Origin of the sequence: Zhongshania sp. (assembly GCF_047636175.1) — a bacterium.
GTDB lineage: Bacteria > Pseudomonadota > Gammaproteobacteria > Pseudomonadales > Spongiibacteraceae > Spongiibacter.
Map to the genome: position 1 here is coordinate 92080 of NZ_JBLIKC010000002.1, position 17092 is coordinate 109171.

Annotated in this window: 15 protein-coding genes; 8 read left to right on the plus strand and 7 right to left on the minus strand. The window is 49.2% G+C overall.

What is annotated here, in order from left to right; genetic code table 11:
- Window positions 1-241: 241 nt before the first annotated feature.
- The 4 genes from sthA to ACI955_RS01485 all read left to right on the plus strand — a co-directional run bounded on the left by sthA (window position 242) and on the right by ACI955_RS01485 (window position 4137).
- Window positions 242-1633 carry a Si-specific NAD(P)(+) transhydrogenase gene (gene sthA, locus ACI955_RS01470; protein WP_415241957.1) on the plus strand — a complete coding sequence of 464 codons (1392 nt, stop codon included), beginning with the start codon at window positions 242-244 and terminating at the stop codon, window positions 1631-1633.
- Window positions 1634-1838: 205 nt separating this feature from the next.
- Window positions 1839-2021, plus strand: coding sequence for a PA3496 family putative envelope integrity protein (locus tag ACI955_RS01475; RefSeq protein WP_415241958.1), 183 nt, complete (start codon window positions 1839-1841; stop codon window positions 2019-2021).
- A 243-nt stretch (window positions 2022-2264) separates the two neighbouring features.
- The gene (locus ACI955_RS01480) at window positions 2265-3041 is read left to right on the plus strand and encodes a DUF3014 domain-containing protein (protein WP_415241959.1); all 777 of its coding nucleotides are present in this window, start codon (window positions 2265-2267) and stop codon (window positions 3039-3041) included.
- A gap of 172 nt (window positions 3042-3213) precedes the next feature.
- On the plus strand, window positions 3214-4137 hold the full coding sequence (locus ACI955_RS01485) for an NAD-dependent epimerase/dehydratase family protein (protein ID WP_415241960.1): 924 nt from the start codon (window positions 3214-3216) through the stop codon (window positions 4135-4137).
- A gap of 36 nt (window positions 4138-4173) precedes the next feature.
- Here ACI955_RS01485 and ACI955_RS01490 read toward each other — a convergent pair whose 3' ends face one another.
- Window positions 4174-5043 carry a MaoC family dehydratase gene (locus ACI955_RS01490; RefSeq protein ID WP_415241961.1) on the minus strand — a complete coding sequence of 290 codons (870 nt, stop codon included), beginning with the start codon at window positions 5041-5043 and terminating at the stop codon, window positions 4174-4176.
- Between the two features lie 172 nt (window positions 5044-5215).
- Here ACI955_RS01490 and ACI955_RS01495 point away from each other — a divergent pair, with 172 nt between their 5' ends.
- A complete protein-coding gene (locus ACI955_RS01495) occupies window positions 5216-6268 on the plus strand; it encodes an AraC family transcriptional regulator (RefSeq protein ID WP_415241962.1) in 1053 nt (350 codons plus the stop codon).
- 21 nt (window positions 6269-6289) lie between these two features.
- Here the strand turns inward: ACI955_RS01495 and ACI955_RS01500 are convergent, their stop codons facing one another.
- On the minus strand, window positions 6290-7186 hold the full coding sequence (locus tag ACI955_RS01500) for a DNA ligase (RefSeq protein WP_415241963.1): 897 nt from the start codon (window positions 7184-7186) through the stop codon (window positions 6290-6292).
- Between the two features lie 566 nt (window positions 7187-7752).
- Between ACI955_RS01500 and ACI955_RS01505 the strand changes: the two genes are divergently transcribed.
- The gene (locus tag ACI955_RS01505; protein WP_415242066.1) at window positions 7753-8226 is read left to right on the plus strand and encodes an EAL domain-containing protein; all 474 of its coding nucleotides are present in this window, start codon (window positions 7753-7755) and stop codon (window positions 8224-8226) included.
- Between the two features lie 139 nt (window positions 8227-8365).
- On the opposite strand, the gene ACI955_RS01510 is transcribed toward ACI955_RS01505, so the two are convergent.
- Window positions 8366-9751 carry a 3-oxoacyl-ACP reductase gene (locus ACI955_RS01510; protein ID WP_415241964.1) on the minus strand — a complete coding sequence of 462 codons (1386 nt, stop codon included), beginning with the start codon at window positions 9749-9751 and terminating at the stop codon, window positions 8366-8368.
- 290 nt (window positions 9752-10041) lie between these two features.
- On the opposite strand from ACI955_RS01510, the gene ACI955_RS01515 reads away from it, so the two are divergent.
- Window positions 10042-11340, plus strand: a complete 1299-nt coding sequence (locus tag ACI955_RS01515; protein ID WP_415241965.1) for an acetyl-CoA C-acetyltransferase — start codon at window positions 10042-10044, stop codon at window positions 11338-11340.
- A gap of 84 nt (window positions 11341-11424) precedes the next feature.
- On the opposite strand, the gene ACI955_RS01520 is transcribed toward ACI955_RS01515, so the two are convergent.
- Window positions 11425-11766, minus strand: a complete 342-nt coding sequence (locus ACI955_RS01520; RefSeq protein WP_415241966.1) for a hypothetical protein — start codon at window positions 11764-11766, stop codon at window positions 11425-11427.
- 259 nt (window positions 11767-12025) lie between these two features.
- Between ACI955_RS01520 and ACI955_RS01525 the strand changes: the two genes are divergently transcribed.
- Window positions 12026-12496 carry a Dps family protein gene (locus ACI955_RS01525; RefSeq protein WP_415241967.1) on the plus strand — a complete coding sequence of 157 codons (471 nt, stop codon included), beginning with the start codon at window positions 12026-12028 and terminating at the stop codon, window positions 12494-12496.
- 964 nt (window positions 12497-13460) lie between these two features.
- Here the strand turns inward: ACI955_RS01525 and ACI955_RS01530 are convergent.
- The 3 genes from ACI955_RS01530 to ACI955_RS01540 all read right to left on the minus strand — a co-directional run bounded on the left by ACI955_RS01530 (window position 13461) and on the right by ACI955_RS01540 (window position 16586).
- On the minus strand, window positions 13461-14825 hold the full coding sequence (locus ACI955_RS01530) for a sulfotransferase (protein ID WP_415241968.1): 1365 nt from the start codon (window positions 14823-14825) through the stop codon (window positions 13461-13463).
- A 101-nt stretch (window positions 14826-14926) separates the two neighbouring features.
- A complete protein-coding gene (locus tag ACI955_RS01535; protein ID WP_415241969.1) occupies window positions 14927-15163 on the minus strand; it encodes a hypothetical protein in 237 nt (78 codons plus the stop codon).
- Window positions 15164-15209: 46 nt separating this feature from the next.
- Window positions 15210-16586: an arylsulfotransferase family protein gene (locus ACI955_RS01540; RefSeq protein ID WP_415241970.1), complete on the minus strand. Its 1377-nt coding sequence runs from the start codon at window positions 16584-16586 to the stop codon at window positions 15210-15212.
- Window positions 16587-17092: the final 506 nt, after the last annotated feature.

The following is a 17092-nucleotide window of genomic DNA, read 5'->3' on the forward strand; positions in this document are numbered from 1 at the left end:
TACCTGCCGGCTAATCTCCAGCTGCGGCTCAAAATATTATCGAGGGTGCTTGGCAGCTGCACTAGGCAGTGAATGCGCCGACTAAATTGTGAGCTATTAATTTTTATAAATATGTTGTGGACACCGTTGAAATTGCGATCTTAATGGTGAAAATAATGTATCACCATAATCAATACATCCGAGATGTGATGCGCGTATGGTTACTGTGTTATTGATTTATTTGCTGTAGAGGACAAAGTCTGTGACGACATTTGATTACGACGTTTTAGTATTAGGTAGTGGTCCCGCCGGTGAAAGCGCGGCGCTGAACGCAATGAAACACGGTCACCGAGTCGCTGTGATCGAAGCCCAAAATTCAGTTGGCGGAGCTTGTACTCATCAGGGCACCATTCCATCTAAGGCGTTGCGACATATGGTGCGTCAGGCGATTCGCTACAATAATACGCCGGCATTTCGCGATATTGGTGATGCCCGCACGCTGAGTTATCCCCGCCTACTTAGCCACGCCAATGAAGTGATTACGCGGCAGGTGGATATGCGCAGTCGTTTTTATTATCGCAACCAGATACGTCTTATTTTTGGGCGTGGACATTTTGTTGATAATAATACCATCGAAATTATTTCTGACGAGGGTCAAGTTGAAACCCTAACTGCGGCTAGTGTGGTGATTGCGACGGGTTCGCGACCCTATCGGCCAGCAAACATCGATTTTACTCATCCGCGGGTGTATGACAGCGATACCATTTTAAAAATGACTAATACCCCGAACAAAATTATTGTTTACGGTGCTGGGGTTATTGGCTGTGAGTACGCGTCAATTTTTTCTGGCATTGGCATCAAGATTGAGCTAATTAACAGTCGTGAGCGTCTGTTAGAGTTTTTAGACGACGAAATTTCTGATGCCCTCAGCTATCAGCTTCGCAATATGGGCGTCATGATTCGCCATCGCGAAGTATATCAATCCGTTGAGACCAGCGATAAAGGTGTGGAGGTCTTGCTTGAATCGGGCAAGCGTATCCATGCCGATGCGTTGCTGTGGTGCAATGGACGAAGCGGCAATACCCACCAATTGGGGTTAGAGAACATTGGCCTAGAAATCGATCATCGCGGCCAATTGATTGTGGATGAACATTATCAGACTTCTGTGCCCGGTATCTTTGGCGCCGGCGATGTCATCGGTTGGCCGAGCTTAGCCAGTGCCGCTTACGACCAAGGACGATCAGCCGCTGCTTCCGCAAGGGGTAAAGATAGCTGTCGTTTTGTCGATGATGTGCCTACCGGTATCTATACCCTGCCGGAAATTAGTTCGGTGGGGCAGACTGAGCGCGAGCTGACCGAGGCGAAGATTCCTTACGAGGTGGGGCGCGCGTTTTTCAAAGACACCGCCCGAGGTCAGATTAGTGGCGAGACCGTCGGCATGCTCAAATTACTGTTTCATCCCGAGTCTTTGGAAATATTGGGGATTCATTGCTTTGGTGCCGAAGCGGCGGAAATTATTCATATCGGCCAAGCGATTATGAAACAGAAAAATGGCGGCAACACGCTGCGCTATTTTGTGACAACGACCTTTAATTATCCGACCATGGCCGAGGCTTATCGAACCGCCGCCCTAAATGGTTTGAACCGGCTTTAGCACGGCTGATGGCCGGCGTTGCCGGCCCAGCATGCTTGGCGGTGGCTTCTCCGTATTCTAAATCGATCGAAGCCATCACATATTTACCCTCTAGGTATAAATTTGTATTGACAGAAATCTCATATCATCATAAATAGTGCCCTGAACAACCGCGGATAGCCGAGGTGTTCATTCTGTATCTACGCAGTACTGGAGTGGGCAAACAATGGCAAATGACCTAGCCGATGATGATATCGACGACACCCTAGACGACGACGCTTCCGTTAATTTTGAGGAACGGCGGCCCAAGGCGGGAGGCGATAGCAGTATTCGTCGAAAAATCGAAGAGCGCCTAGAGCGTAAACGCTTGATGGATGAGCTAGGCTTACTCGACGATTTCGATCTATAGGGATGTCATTTTACTGTAATTTGGTAAATACTCCTTCTGAACGCCACTTTCTGTGGCGTTTTTCAATTTTATTTCCCCTGTTATATGGTCCTTGTGGCCGTCTGTGTTGATGATTCCAAGCCGCAGTTATAACATGAAGTCATTATTTGCATGTAGTTGCTGCCGGCGTTAGGGTTAACGCCTTGCCTGCTAGGGATGACAGCAGAAAATATTCTTGCATCACAATTAAAACAGGATTTTGTAATGAATTGGAAAGCCTTGTCTGCGGTAGTAGTCATAGTTGGGATTGCCGGGTTTGTTTGGTATGTCCTAGATCGCTCTACGAACAGTGAGTATTACGGCACAGTTGTTGAGGCTGTCGATGACGCGAAGCCAGAAAAGACGGTCAAAGAAATCTTGGCGGTAGAGTCTGAAGACGACTATAGCGAAAAAGCGGCTAAGGCGCCGGCACCTCCAGTTGCCATTAACGGCAGCGACGAGCAAATGCGTGCGGCTGCGGCAACCCTGTCTGAGCCTCTGTCCACATGGTTGCAGCCTGATGAACAGGTGCGTAAATGGGTGGCAGTGGTTGACCAGTTGGCTACCTACCGTTTTCCGACCAAGCATTTGCCTATGGTCTACGACAAAGAACCGTTCTTGGCGGTTAAAACCGAGCGCGGCTACCTGAATGATCCGGAGAATTCCGAGCGCTGGAGCGGGCTGGTCAATACTGTGACGACCGTTGAGCCAAAGAACGTGGCGATTTACTACAAGAAATGGTCACCGTTTTTGGAGGGTACTTACAACGAATTGGGTAACCCCCAATCGTTTGATAATCAGCTGCGTACCATGATCGAGCATTTGCTAATGGTAGAAGCTATTCCAGCCGACGCAGCTCTGAAACGGCCAAAAGTATTATACGAATATGTTGATCCGGTGTTGGAAAATGCCGATCCGCTCAGTAAGTGGATGTGGCGTCTTGGACCAGAAAATATGAAGAAACTGCAGGATTGGCTGCGCGAATTGGAAAGCTTCCTCTAATACCTCTTCCTTCTCTCGCCATCCGTTTGGATGGCGAAATCCCTCAACGGCTTAGATACACTCCTGTGACTCAGAGAGCTTTGCTCGGGCAGAAAATGTGTTGTCTGGCTTGCATAAACTAGTAAGCTCGCAAAGACCTCTTATAATAATTTAATAAAGCAGGAGCAGAGCGATGCCGGTAACGCCCGTTGATCTTAATAATACCAATATCCTTATTACTGGCCCTACTGGTCAGGTGGCTGCGCCTATAGTCGATGCGCTTAGCAAGATTGCCAACGTCACGGCCTTGGCGCGATTTAGTAAAGACAGTGCGAAAAACGCATTAGAAAAGCGCGGTATAAAGGTGATTCGTGCCGACCTTGCGGACAAAAATAGCTTGGCTGCCTGTCCCGATGAATTCGACTATGTGCTGAATTTGGCAGTGGTCAAATCTGGCAACTTCGCTTACGACTTGGCTGCGAACGGTGAAGGCGTGGGGAATTTGATGGCGCGTTGCCAAAGTGCCAAAGCTTTTTTACACTTCTCGTCAACGGCGGTTTATGAATACGCCGGACCGTTGCCACGTAAAGAAAGCGACCCGCTCGGTGACAACCACCGGTCTATGTTCCCGACCTACAGCATTGCCAAAATTGCCGCCGAGACAGTATGCCGTTTTGCCGCTAAGCAGTTTGATATTCCCACTACGATTGCACGTCTCAGTGTGCCCTATGGTAATAACGGTGGCTGGCCTTATTATCACCTGCTAATGATGAAAGAGAAGATAGCGATAGATATTCACCCAGAGGGGCCCAATAGCTATAACTTATTGCATGCAGAAGACTATATTGAAAAAATTCCCTTTTTATTAGGCGCAGCCACTACCAACGTCACCACCACGAATTTTGGTGGTTCCCAAGCAGTGAGTATTGAAGAGTGGTGTGCCTACTTGACCGAGCTAAGCGGATTTAAACCTATATTTAATGAGAAGGTCACAGCATTCGGCAGTCTTTCGATTGATACTAGCCAAATGCACGCTTTAATCGGTGAGACCCGGACGGATTGGCGCGAGGGCATTCGCGCCATGGTAGAAAATCTATCGCCAGAGTTACTGCGGTAACTCAACGATGGCCTCGCCCACCCCGTCGCGGTTTTCTTAGAGCGGTTGGATATGGCCTATCAGATGCGGTTTTACGCCTTTTTTGTCACGTAATTCAAAGTCCAGATTCGCTCCGTTTGCCTCGTAATCAAGGCGCACGCTCACGGGCAGGAATATGGGTGTTTTAAAATCGACATGACAGCGGTAAGCCGTCTCTTTAATTACACCGCTTAAGGCGGCTAGGCAGGCCGCCTTGCTCCACATACCGTGGATGACCATGCGTTTAAAGCCCAGCAATTTCGCGCTGAGGTCGTGCAGGTGAATGGGGTTAAAGTCACCGGATGCACGCGAGTATTTGCGGGCATCTCTGCGGCTAATATCGATAGGGAGCGATTGCGCGTAAGTGCGTGGCTCAGCCCTAACGGCTTTGGGGCCGCCGGTAACATTGGTCTTAGCTCTGGATAAATAGCGACTGGTGTCTTCCCAGACCAACTCTTCCCCACTGAAAGCCTCGCAGTGAAAAGTGAACTCATAGCCCTTATCGGTGACCTTGTTGTCGGCAATCTTGCAGCGTAGCCGCAGAACTTCATTGCTGCTTATAAGGCGGTGTTGAATAATGGTGTTGCTTAAATGCACGCAGCCCATGGGTGACAGGGGGAATTCTTTGCCCAGCATCATTTTCATTTGCAAGCGAAAGACCTGAACATGTAAAAAACTCACTGACAGGGTGCTGAGGTCATCGCCAAAACCGCAGGCTTGGTTGTAGCGGCCCAACTGCTTCATATTAATTCCTACATCGGCCACTTCTAATATCTGGCTTGGGAATTTGGGCGTGTTACTCGGTTTTTTCCGGGTAATCGCTGCTTTTAGTAACATAGGTGGCGTACTAGGCAGCGTTTTTAGCCTTAACTCATTGCTTGCGGTCATTCGACTCTATCTCCATACTGAGCTTGGCGCAGTGGTTTGTAACGAACATCAGGTGACCATATAGTATAATGAAAAGCGTGGCATGAAGAATTTGCCCAGCCTCGGTGTCGTTTGCGGCAGTTCGGTCAATACTTAACAGTGTTGATATTTTGCATAAAAGAAATCGGCTTGAATGACAGCATCACATTCTAAAGACTTTTCAGAGCTCAGCGATTCCAGTTTCCTTATTCAACTGGTATATCCGGCCATGCAGAATATGGGTTTGGATGTTGATCGCATCGTCAGTGAATGCAAAATTTCACCGACCTTATTACAGGATCGCACCGCGCGCTTTCCCCATACCGCCCAGCTGTTGTTTTGGCGAGTGCTGGAAGAGGTGAGTGGTGATCAAAATATTGGTCTGCATTTGGCCGATGCCGTCCAGGTATATCGCGGTCAGGTATTGGAATATTTGTTTCTGAGCAGCCCAAACTTTGGTGAAGGCTTAAAACGTTCGCAAAACTATCAGCGCTTAGTGACCGACGCCATGCAGTTTGAATTGCAAATAGGCGACCTCCAATCGCAGATGGTTCTGGAATTTGCGGGTGGTGATGATCCGAGTTTTCGTCATCGTAATGAGTGTTTTGCGCGGTTTTTAATCCGTTATTTCCAAGCCGTTACCGACGGATCATTTGTCGCTGATGCAGTCAATTTGACTCACGCAGTGGTTGGCGACGTGGCAGAATACGAAAGAGTGTTTGGGTGTTCAGTACACTTCGAACGTCCAGAATCATCACTGGTGTTTGCGACGTCCATTCTTGGAACGCCCTCAACTCATGCAGAGCCAGATTTACTCAAACTCCATGAGAAATTGGCCAGCAAACAGCTGGAGCGCCTGTCTCGCCAGGATGTGGTGGGCGATGTGCGCCAAATCATCGCCGAGATGCTGGAGCTGGGACAGCCAAGTTTAGAAAATATCGCCGCGCGGCTAGATATGAACGAGAGAGTTTTGCGGGCGCGACTGACTGAAGCGGGAACTAGCTTTAATCAGGTGCTGGCAGATTATCGCTGCGTTCTAGCAAAGCGGCTGTTGGCGCGGACTGATGAGAGCATTGCCGACGTGGTGTATCTAACCGGGTTTTCAGAACCCAGCACCTTCTATAGAGCCTTTAAGCGCTGGACTGAACTGACGCCGATAGAGTATCGGCAGCAGAAAAGAGCGGCCCAGCTCAGGGATAATTTCTGATCATCGCGGCGCGCAGCAGCGTTAATTTTCGTTTCTAATCCTCAAAAAACTTGCGAAACGTGGCGTGCCCTTGCTGCTTAAACCGAAATATTTATAAGTTATAGTGCTTCCAATCGGGGGCGGTGCTTTGCGCTGCTCATCAGAAAAGCCACTGCCAATTTTGAACCTCAGGCCACTCTTGGTTTCGAGCAGCAGAGCACCTAGCATACCCACATACTTGCCCTTGCCGGGTAAGTGGCCAATCACTGTGGCTTCGGCATCTTGATAGCGCTTTAGCTTTAAAAGATCATCGCTGCGCTGGGCTCGGTAGGGCGCACTTGCTAAATGCAGCATAAGTCCTTCACCTCCCAGCGCAATCACCTCGTCTAGGTGAGCTAGTAAGGCCTCCTCACTGGATGATTTTTGCTGTTCCACTAGCTCTAGATAGGGCGAGTTACTTTGGTCGATAAGTCGTTTAAGTTGAATAAGTCGTAAATCAAAGCTGCCCTCCGCGGCGGGTAGGTCAAAGACCATAAAGCGGATTTTCTGCCACTGGGAATTGAGCGGCTTTTGCTTGCGCACCGCTCCAGACAGCTCGTCAAATCGTCCCCGCCCCATCCACAACTCGCCATCTAAAGGAGCGCTGGGAAACTCTGCAATAAACCAGTTAGGCGCGTGATATATATTTCCCTGTCTAGAGATAAGCGCTTGGCCATCCCAGTAGGCGCGAACGCCATCCAATTTCTCACTGACCCAGTAGTCCGCCAGGCTAATGTCGGAGTGATAGCGCTTGGCAAGTATCAGGGCGGGTTTAGACGTGTAGTCGGCGAGAGTCGGAGTCACAAGGGCCCCTGTAATTATTGCCAAGATCAGTAGTGTGGCCGCTGATCTTGCTGGCAAGTTGATCGGGCAGCGGAAAATAAATTTACTTACAGGCATTGTGAATCCTCCTTGATTCAATAAGCGTGAAGCAGTTGATTTAAAGCGTGGCTTAGAACAAAAACAGTCCTATGGAAGCTAATGATAGAGGATTACACGTATTGGCGCGTTTATCGAAGGTTCGGGACAATATTTACCCTTATTATGATCGGCCAAATTGGCCGGTCCGTGGACATTCCGTGAAGTGACTTTTTGAGTTGGGGTCCTGTCTGGTTGTCGCTGTCAAAAGGCAGTTTATGGGGCGGTTGTTTAATACGCATCATGAAAAGGAGGTTTAAAAATGGGCGAAAGCCCAATTGTTTATGACAGATTTTCCTGTAGTAGATGTGCTTTCAAAGGTAGTCTTGATTTTGATTTTACAATGGCCTTTCAACCAATTGTCAACTGTAAGACCCAGCAGATATTCGGCTACGAATTACTGGTTTGCGGTTTAAACAATCAATCTGCATATTCCATAATATCTAAAGTGAATGATGATAATCGCTATTTGTTCGACCAACTTTGCCGGGTTAAGGCGATAGCCTTGGCATCAAAACTAAATCTCGTATTAATTTTCTCCCCGGGTTATTTATAAGCCTGAGCGCTGTCTCCGCACGACTTTAGAGGCGGCGGAGAAGTATGATTTTCCAAGCAACAGAATCATCTTTGAGTTCACGGAAGTTGAAAAGGTTGATGATGTTAGTTTTGTTAAGCATATCGCCGATTACTACAAGGAATCTGGTTTTATAACCGCAATTGACGATTTCGGTTCTGGGTATTCGGGCCTGGTGTTAATGGCCGACTTTCAGATAAATATTGTGAAATTCGATATGGCGCTTATTCGCAATATTGATCGAGATATAACGCGGCAGCATATTATTAGAAATTGTATTAATTTATTTAAGGATCTCGATATCACCCCCTTGGGCGAGGGGGCCGAGACTAAACAAGAGATGGTTTGGTTGCAAAGCGCGGGAGTCGAATTGATGCAGAGCTATCTTTTTGCACAGCCTGGCTTTGAATGCCTACCTACGATGGATTTTGCTGGTTTTAAGGTGTAAGAAAAATACTAAGGCAAAGCGCATGTGTTTTCATCACTGCCGCTGTAAATCGCGGCGACATATTTTCTTGCGGCTTTAGTGCCCCACCAGTGCTGGTGAGGCGTGTCTATAAAGCCAGGGTTATTAACGTATTCTTAGGTTATGCGCCAAACCAAGATTGGCCGCAGACTCTTACGGTGTTGCCACTTACACCGCGTGAGGCGGGGTTGCCGAAAAAGGAAATGGTTTCAGCAACGTCTACAGGTAAGCCGCCCTGTGAGAGCGAGTTAAGGCGACGGCCAAACATTCTTGTAAACAAGGGAATGGCAGCGGTCATGGCGGTTTCGATAAAACCGGGAGCGACTGCGTTAACCGTGATGTTTTTAGCTGCCAGCTCCTTTGACTGGGCCATGAAATCAACGTAGCCAATAACACCGGCTTTAGATGCCGCGTAGTTGGTTTGACCGCGCTGGCCACCAATGCCATTCATTGATGAGACACCCACTATACTGCCACCGTCGTTTATGGTGTTGGTTTCAAGCAGTTCAGCAGTAATGCGCTGAGCGGCAGCCAAATTGATGTCTAATGTCATCTGCCAATGCTGTTCGCTCATGTTTGCAATGGTTTTGTCACGGGTAACACCCGCGTTGTGAACAATAATATCCGCACCGCCGAGCTCGCCAAGTGCCTTGGCAATAATGTTTGGCGCGTCAGCGCTGGTGATATCTGCAATCACGGCTTTGCCGTTCAAGCGCGACATAACCTTGCCAAGTTCTGCTTCCATAGGGGCAACATCGACGCCAACCACTGTTGCGCCGTCGCGGGCTAGGGTGTCGGCAATAGCTTCACCGATTCCGCGGGAGGCGCCGGTCACCAAGGCGATTTTGCCCGCCAGTGGTTTGTGCCAGTCGGCGGCGGTGTCGGTGTCGGCTGCGCGCACTTTAATGACCTGACCGCTGATATAGGCCGATTTAGGCGACAAAATAAAGCGCAAGCTGCTGTCTATATTGGCTTCTGCGCCGTCGGCGACGGTAATTAATTGCGCGGTAGCGCCTTTGGCACCCACTTCTTTGGCCAGTGAGCGACTCAAGCCCTCTAGAGCGCGTTGAGCTGCGGCGGCTTCAGGATTTGCGCATTGTAGGTGTGGGCGACCAATAATGACGATTCGGCCACTGCTTTTTAATTTGCGAATATTGGTATTAAAAAACCGGTAGGCGGCGACTAGCTGGGTAGCGTCAACGAAGCCGCTGCCATCAAACACCAGTGCCTGGTAGCGATCGCTTGTGGCGTTGCTGTCGGCCCTGGCACCGACTTGTGCCGCAGCTTCTGGGCTGTAAAAGACCTGGGCATCGCTGTCGCTTAAGTTTCCTTGAATGCTAGCGAGTAGTTTTGCGTCATCGCCTGCGCCAACTAGTACGGCACCTGAGAAGTAACTGTTTTGAGTGGCCGTGTAGCGCTGCAGATCAGTGGCTACTGTGACGCCCATCGCGCCAAGCAGCTTTTTGCCTGCCGCCGAATTAATCAGCTTCTCGATTCTATCGCTCATACTCAGATCTCCGTCAGGGGTGTTAAAAATAGTGATTTGGCTTACTTTGTCTGCTGGCGGACTGATTTTGGTATTAGGCTGGAATACGGCCATAAATAAAAATCAATATACCGTTTGCACGATCATTAAAACGCTGCGCAGCTCTATAAAGAACCGCATTGTAATCGCAGCGCGCTATAAGGTGATTGACAGTGCCGACCTGCAACGTGGTCGATTCAGCCAATGTGGCCGCAGATAAGCTTGCTAAACTGCGGCCACATTATTCTTCGTACGATTTTTGAGGTCAGATTATGTCACAGGCAATTAAGCGCGTTGCGATCATCGGCGGTAACCGCATTCCGTTTACCCGTTCCAATACGGCCTACTTTGGAGTGAGTAACCAGTCAATGTTAACCGCTGCTATAGAAGGTTTGGTGCAGCGTTATAATTTGCAAGATGTTTGCCTTGGTGACGTGGTTGCAGGTGCGGTTATGAAGCATAGCCGCGATTTCAATCTAACACGTGAGTCGGTATTGGGCACCTCTCTCGACCCAAACACCCCGTGTTTTGATATTCAGCAAGCCTGTGGTACCGGCCTCCAAGCCATTAATGTGGTTGCCAATAAAATCGCGCTTGGGCAGATTGATGCCGGCATCGCCGGTGGTGTAGATACCACTTCTGACGCGCCTATTGGTGTAAGTGAGGGCTTACGTAGGATTTTGTTACAGGTAAATAAAGCTCGTAGCTTTGGCGATCGAATGAAACCATTTTTGCAGCTTCGTCCTAAGGATGTGAGTGTATTGATTCCCGCTAATGCTGAGCCGCGCACAGGTATGTCGATGGGCGAGCACACTGAAGTCACTGCCAAAGCATGGCAAATTCCCCGCGACCAGCAAGACCAGTTGGCTTGCACCAGCCATAAGAATTTAGCCGCGGCTTATGATCGCGGATTTTTTAGCGATTTGATTACACCTTTTAACGGCGTAGAGAAAGACAATATTTTGCGTCCCGATACCACCTTTGAAAAACTGTCGAGCCTAAAGCCAGCCTTCGATAAAGAAAGTGGCCAAGGTACCTTAACGGCTGGGAATTCCTCTACCTTGACTGATGGTGCGTCGGCAGTTCTGCTTGCCAGCGAAGAGTGGGCGAAGGAGCGTGGCTTACCGGTTCGGGCGTATTTGACGATTATTGAAACTGCCGCAGTAGACTTTTATGGCAAAAATGGCGCCTCGGAGAAAGAAGGCTTATTGCTTGCGCCTGCGTACGCGGTGCCACGTATGTTAGAGAAAGCCGGGCTGACATTGCAGGATTTCGATTATTACGAAATTCATGAGGCGTTTGCTGCGCAGGTATTAGCAACGCTGAAGGCCTGGGAAGATGAAACTTTCTGCAAAGAAAAACTGGGCCTTGATCGCGTGCTCGGCAGTATTGATCTTAGCAAACTAAACGTGAACGGCAGCTCATTGGCGGCAGGTCATCCGTTTGCGGCGACCGGCGGTCGGATTGTGGCGACGCTGGCGAAAATGCTGGAAGAAAAAGGCAGCGGTCGCGGTTTGATTTCAATTTGTGCTGCAGGCGGACAGGGCATCACTGCTATTATTGAGCGCTAAGCTTTGTGAGTTAAGTGATAGTCACATGAAAAAGGCCCTTTGCTCGCGCTTAGGGCCTTTTTTTATGTCAGATTTTAGGCAACCTTATTTTCCATAGCTGGCGCAATCGCCAATCTCGTAGCCAATAACGTCCTCTTCTGCGCAGGCTGAGCAGGCATTGCCATAGGTTTTATGCCGCTCGGAGGGGCAGGGCGTTGTCACACAGCGTATGCCAGTATCGACATGGCCGCACACTGGGCGGTATTCCCGTGTGCACATTTGCTGACGTGGCGTTTCGCATTGGTTGAAGCCGCCTTGCATACCTGGCGGGGTGGGGGCCTCTTTGGGTGTGCTGGTGCAGGCACTTATCACGAACAAGGTAACTAGGCTTAGGCAAAACCGATAAGCTCGACCACTTCGATTGTTTCTGCCCTTCAATAAAGCCATGTTGTACTCCGGATATTCACTATAAATGATATTTTGTGGCGCAAGCTTATCGACCTTAGGCTCTGTCCTCAAGGCATTCCAGCCTACGCTACGCTGCTCTGCAAGGAATAAAAGGGGTCTTTCTCGTTTTGTTATAGCTTATTCCTATCGATTGAATTTAAAACTAATATTTTAAATGTCAATGGGCTCCTGTTAGTCTATTACTAAGCTGTTTTACGCACAGCAGACAATAATTTCAACCATAACAGGGAAAATCTGCATGAAAGTAATCGATATTGGTATCAGCGAAGCGAATCGCGAGGAGATTGCGGGCGGCTTAAAAGTGCTACTGGCAGATTCCTATACGCTGTATTTGCAAACCCACAATTTCCATTGGAATGTCACTGGCCCGCGCTTCCGTGATTTGCATCTGATGTTCGAAGAACACTACACCGAATTAGCGGTTGCGGTAGATGATATTGCCGAGCGTATCCGTACCTTAGGCGTTGCTGCTCCGGGTACGTATAGAGAATTTGGGCGTTTAAGCTCTATCGAAGAGGTCGATGGCGTGCCGGCAGCGGATGCCATGGTAGATATTCTGACCGCAGGCCATGAACAGGTGGTAAAGAGTTGTCGCGTGGTCTTGAAACTGGCGCAGGCGGCTGATGATGAGTCGACGGCGTCCGTGGTGTCAGACCGCATGCGAATCCATGAGAAAACCGTTTGGATGTTGCGCGCTATTAACAAGTAATTTGCTTCTGCTCTGGCGGTGCCTACCCTAGGCGCCGCATACCCCGATCTAAGAATTAATCACGAATTCAGCCGAAGATTTGTAACGCGGCGGGTTTGTGTGCGTCTTTCATCCCCCGATGCGCTGCCCGAAACCGGAGCGCCGCTACAAGTTAAATCGTATGATTGATGTCAAGATAGCTTAATGCTACTGCTTGACACCAATACTCGGCAGAGTAATCGCTATTGGTTAATATTGACTCCTACTTGAAAATATAAAAATGCTTAATAAATAATAAGAATTTCCTGAAATCTGGCTGATAAGAAAAGGATTTATTTAATATTTTAGATGGTGTTGAACGTCGACAATCAGTAGTTAGGTCTCTTACCTTTCCTGTACTTAGGTTAGCCAGATACTATCAATACTTGCAGTTGCTAGCGCACTTATTGGTTGCCTAGGTTAGGGCAGCGTCATGCTGACTAATCAAAAATTATTTTGCTGGTCTTGTTAATGAATGGGGTTTGAGTCGTTTAGGTTAATCAGGGGCTCGTATTGAGCGGAAATAGCTGTATTTTAATCGGTGCCGGAGTTTTGTCGAACTCGAGCTAAAGATTTGGAAATTATTAAATTCGTGTTTGTCAGAGCCGATGCGCTGCAAAGATTCGCGGGTGTATCTTGAAGAAAGGTAATTGGATTTCTTGATGAGTAAGGGCAGGGCGATTGAGACTGAGCTTATGCCGAGTTTGGTTGGAGGTAATACAGAGCGGGCTGGCAGTAAGTTAAAGAATTGAAAGGCGATTGCGAAACCGAGTTTCAAGCCAGAGCATGATTGCTTGCGCTGTTGTCTTCAACCTGATCAATCTTGGGAGGCAACTAGTTAGAGCTGAATGTTATCTAAAATTCAGGATGGTGCGTTTTACCGAATGAAATCGGGGCGCTGCTTAAATATCGGGATTTCCCTTCCCAAGTCTAGACAAGCTATTTGTCAGAATCCGCGTGCAATCAGTACGATGTCTTCATAGACCTTGGCGGCGTCTTCGTAGATTTCGGCCGAATAGAGATCTGTTGGCGACAGATCGATGCTCGCTCGAAAATAATCGGTAAACTGCATTGCGCCTGAGTTAAGCTGCAATTCCTGACACAAGGTCATCATCGTCTCCTGCGGCGACGCGCGCAGGTCATCTTGAAGTACGAAAATGCAGCGATCGCTATGTTTAAGAATCTCGCGGAAGGCATGGAGCCAATAGGCGAGCCAGTAGTCGCCTGATGCCGGGTCGAACCGGTCCTCCGCGAAGCCGGGGAACTGGATCGGCTTGTGGATCAGGCCAAATTCATAATGTCCGATGTCTCGCATATACCGTGCGATGAACGGGTCGGCAGCCTGTTGCTTGATGAAGTTCTGGTGCTGGCGCAGTAAAGAGGCCGCGTGACTCTCCGGTCTCCGCACGGGCACGACTATGCGGCAGTCAGGAAATGCCTCGCATAGATAGGGGATCCGCGCGATATTAGTATTATTCTTTGAGCAGTAGCGGGCAATCTGCGTATTTGTTTCCTTCGTCTTGAGGCGCGCGCGGATGATTTTCGCCATGTGCTGCGACAGAAATTCTTCTGCCTCCAGTTTCCTGTCTTCCCGACGCCACAGGGGTATTGTAGGATGCTGAAAGCGCTCCGGCCAGAACATTTTCCAGACGATTTCTTCCAGCGCTTCTGGGCTGTCCAGATCGATCTCCAGGCCGTCACCATGCGCCCGCTGGTGCCTGTCGACATTGCGCTTCTGGCCGCCCGCGAGCCGGTTCCAAAGGCTGGGTGCCGTCAAAAGCGGCATATCCCGATAAGTATGGGTGGCAACGCCCGGCACGTCATGTAGGGCGTTCAAGAGTGCGGTCGTTCCCCCGCGCGCCAATGAGGTGATAAAGATCGGCGGGGCCGAAGGGACTTGCGTGGGTGTGGCGATCAGACGATCCTCAACCCATGAAGCGGCTTTCAGCACCGCCGGGCTGGCAAAGGCTATGACATGGAAAAACCGATCCGTCGCCGAATAGCGGTTGTTTTGGTTGGTTGCCCTGGGGGAGGGGATCGTTCGCCTAACAAACTCGGCCAGTACGATAGCGACGACTGACACGGTAACGATGTAGTCCAGCCGCAGCATCAACCCAAAAACTTTATCGCGCGAAACAAGGCCCATGGCGTCGGCGAGAAAGATCGGCAGAGCCGCGACTGCCAGCGCAAGACTGAGGCGCCAAGATATGCCGAAGCTCGCGGCTATCAGGCTAAACCCGGCACGCCGCACGGCAATCTCTTTCGCATCATCGTCCAGCGCGCTGTCCGTCATTGCGGACAGCCCAGTCATTGCCTTCTCTATAGTGTTTGTCGCAACTGTCGTGATTCTGAAGCGCCATAGTGAGAGGCCAAAGCCAGCGACTGCCAGAAGCGAAATAACGATGTCGAGGATCATTGCGCGCCGTTGGACGGACCACCTTTGGTGCCGGACTTTTTATCCTTGAAGTATCGTTTCAGAGGGTACCAGACCACCCCAACCAGCAATAAAAGCACGCCACACACCAGGGCAATGGTAACCGCGATTGCGCCAAGACCCGCACCTGGGCCTATGTAGGCTTGTGCTAAATTGGGCAGCGTAAGCCCTAGAATTGCCGTGATAAGTGCGGCAGGTCGTACAATATTCAACATTGTTAATTTCTTCCTGGTGATTTCGAAGATAGTGCCAAGGTACCTGCTATTGCTCACATTCCGCCCAGCCCGCTTGAAAGTAACCTGCCGGATAGACATCTGCGTTTATAACTTCACCCACGAAGTTATCATCGTAGCGATTGATGTATTCCCAGACGATGTTACCGTTAGAATCGATTTCCAGTACACGGCCTGCATCGAACTCGGTGATGATCATACCATCGTCGGCCAATAACTCATGCTGGCCACGGATCACCGACAACATTTCCTGACCTGGGAGTTCCCCGAACAGAATTTCTGTATCGCGGGTTAAGGGATCAACGGCGATGATGTTGGTCTTAAACGGGCTACTCAAACGGACCTGACCATTAGAGTAGGCATTTCTGTAAGTATTATTATTGAAGATTGAAATTCTGCCGTCAGTGCGGAATTCCGGATCATGCTGCCGGACCCAAGGTCCAGTCTGGTGCCATTTCACGGACTTGGTGGCAGGATCGATAACCACGATTAGGTTTAAATTCCGGAAGGACAATACAAGATCGCCTGCTGCGAACAAAGGAAAAGCAGCCGCAATATCAGGGGTCAGTTCCGCCACTTTGTTCGCGTGCACTAATTCCGCCCTGCCAGAGAAATTTTGTTTGAAAGCAACTTGCGCTGTCAATAAAGCCTCCAGCCCACCCGCGCGCAAAATCTCCGGGATTGAGATATCTTCGACGATTTTTCCGTCTTCATCTATTCGGAGTAGCGTATCTTCGTTGATGATCTTGCTGTGCTCGGAGGTCGTGAACGGCGGAAAACGATCGGGGTGGTCGGTTGACGACCAAACGTGACGATTCAGTAACCAATAGCCTCCGTTTAGAGCGGGGATGATGGAATGATGGGTCTTTTCGTTTATCGTCCACAACACTTTGCCGCATTGATCGAGCTTGACGGTTCCGCAATATTCATAGTTGAACACTATCTCCCCTTTTGGAGTTGCAAGCGCGCCATGCACGTCAATTCTCAGCGGAGACTCAATATCGCACGCCCGGGTATCGCTGTCGGGAAAGTGTTCCAAAATATTGAGGCCCCATTTCTTGACAACAGTTCCGTCACGCCGGATCAGGCGAATCTGGTTTTCTCCGTCGAAGAAACCGGACAGGAAAACAAGGGCCCCGTCAGCTTTCGCAGTGTTAATCGTGACGCCATCTCCTTGGTCACGGGTGGGCTGTAAATGCTGGGCCAAATCACCACTGTTATCACCGCTGATCGATTGCCTTAGCATGCCGTAGCCGACTTTGAGTTGGGGAATAGGAAAAATGTTATCACGAAAGGCAAATGCGCCAAAAAGAAAGGTGCCACCCAGAATGGAGACGGCGACGCATGCGATGAAAATACCCTTTGATAATTTTTCTGTAAGATCAGCATCATGATTTTGTCTCATGGTGCACTATTTTGAAGTTTACGATCTTCCTCGAAGGGGGCGGCGTTCTTGCTAATCATATTGCTTGTTCTCTGATTATTTGAAGCATGTTTGAGATGACTTGCTTCGTGAGGGCTGCCACAAAGATATTTGTGAGCTCAGTGGACGCTAGTCCAAAAACCAGCTTTATCCTGCAAAGGGATGATGTTTGGACATTACTACATCAGGCTTATGACTAGTCGCCACTGTAATATATCATGAACCAACCGTCCAATACTGTTTGATCTGAGGGTGAGTCGACTTGAGAACCGAAATTAGTCAGGGTAATAAATACACCGCCAGAATCGTTATTATCGCACTCCCATAATTCTTGGCCTCTATTCCACGTAAGGCTTTTTTGCAGCAGCGCCGTAAGTTGATTCCTTTGCCAAGACAGTGCCGAAGCGACACCCACTACCCCCCCTCGGAACTTTAACTACCACTGTAAACTGCGAAGTACGCTCAACAACTGTCAGAATTTGGCTATT

Coding starts and splice junctions, on each gene's coding strand:
- ACI955_RS01525 (WP_415241967.1), top strand. CDS start 12,026: ATGAAAGTAATCGATATTGGTATCAGCGAAGCGAATCGCGAGGAGATT.
- ACI955_RS01495 (WP_415241962.1), top strand. CDS start 5,216: ATGACAGCATCACATTCTAAAGACTTTTCAGAGCTCAGCGATTCCAGT.
- ACI955_RS01515 (WP_415241965.1), top strand. CDS start 10,042: ATGTCACAGGCAATTAAGCGCGTTGCGATCATCGGCGGTAACCGCATT.
- ACI955_RS01500 (WP_415241963.1), bottom strand. CDS start 7,186: ATGCCTGTAAGTAAATTTATTTTCCGCTGCCCGATCAACTTGCCAGCA.
- ACI955_RS01480 (WP_415241959.1), top strand. CDS start 2,265: ATGAATTGGAAAGCCTTGTCTGCGGTAGTAGTCATAGTTGGGATTGCC.
- ACI955_RS01485 (WP_415241960.1), top strand. CDS start 3,214: ATGCCGGTAACGCCCGTTGATCTTAATAATACCAATATCCTTATTACT.
- ACI955_RS01535 (WP_415241969.1), bottom strand. CDS start 15,163: ATGTTGAATATTGTACGACCTGCCGCACTTATCACGGCAATTCTAGGG.
- ACI955_RS01510 (WP_415241964.1), bottom strand. CDS start 9,751: ATGAGCGATAGAATCGAGAAGCTGATTAATTCGGCGGCAGGCAAAAAG.
- ACI955_RS01490 (WP_415241961.1), bottom strand. CDS start 5,043: ATGACCGCAAGCAATGAGTTAAGGCTAAAAACGCTGCCTAGTACGCCA.
- ACI955_RS01520 (WP_415241966.1), bottom strand. CDS start 11,766: ATGGCTTTATTGAAGGGCAGAAACAATCGAAGTGGTCGAGCTTATCGG.
- ACI955_RS01530 (WP_415241968.1), bottom strand. CDS start 14,825: ATGACTGGGCTGTCCGCAATGACGGACAGCGCGCTGGACGATGATGCG.
- ACI955_RS01475 (WP_415241958.1), top strand. CDS start 1,839: ATGGCAAATGACCTAGCCGATGATGATATCGACGACACCCTAGACGAC.
- ACI955_RS01540 (WP_415241970.1), bottom strand. CDS start 16,586: ATGAGACAAAATCATGATGCTGATCTTACAGAAAAATTATCAAAGGGT.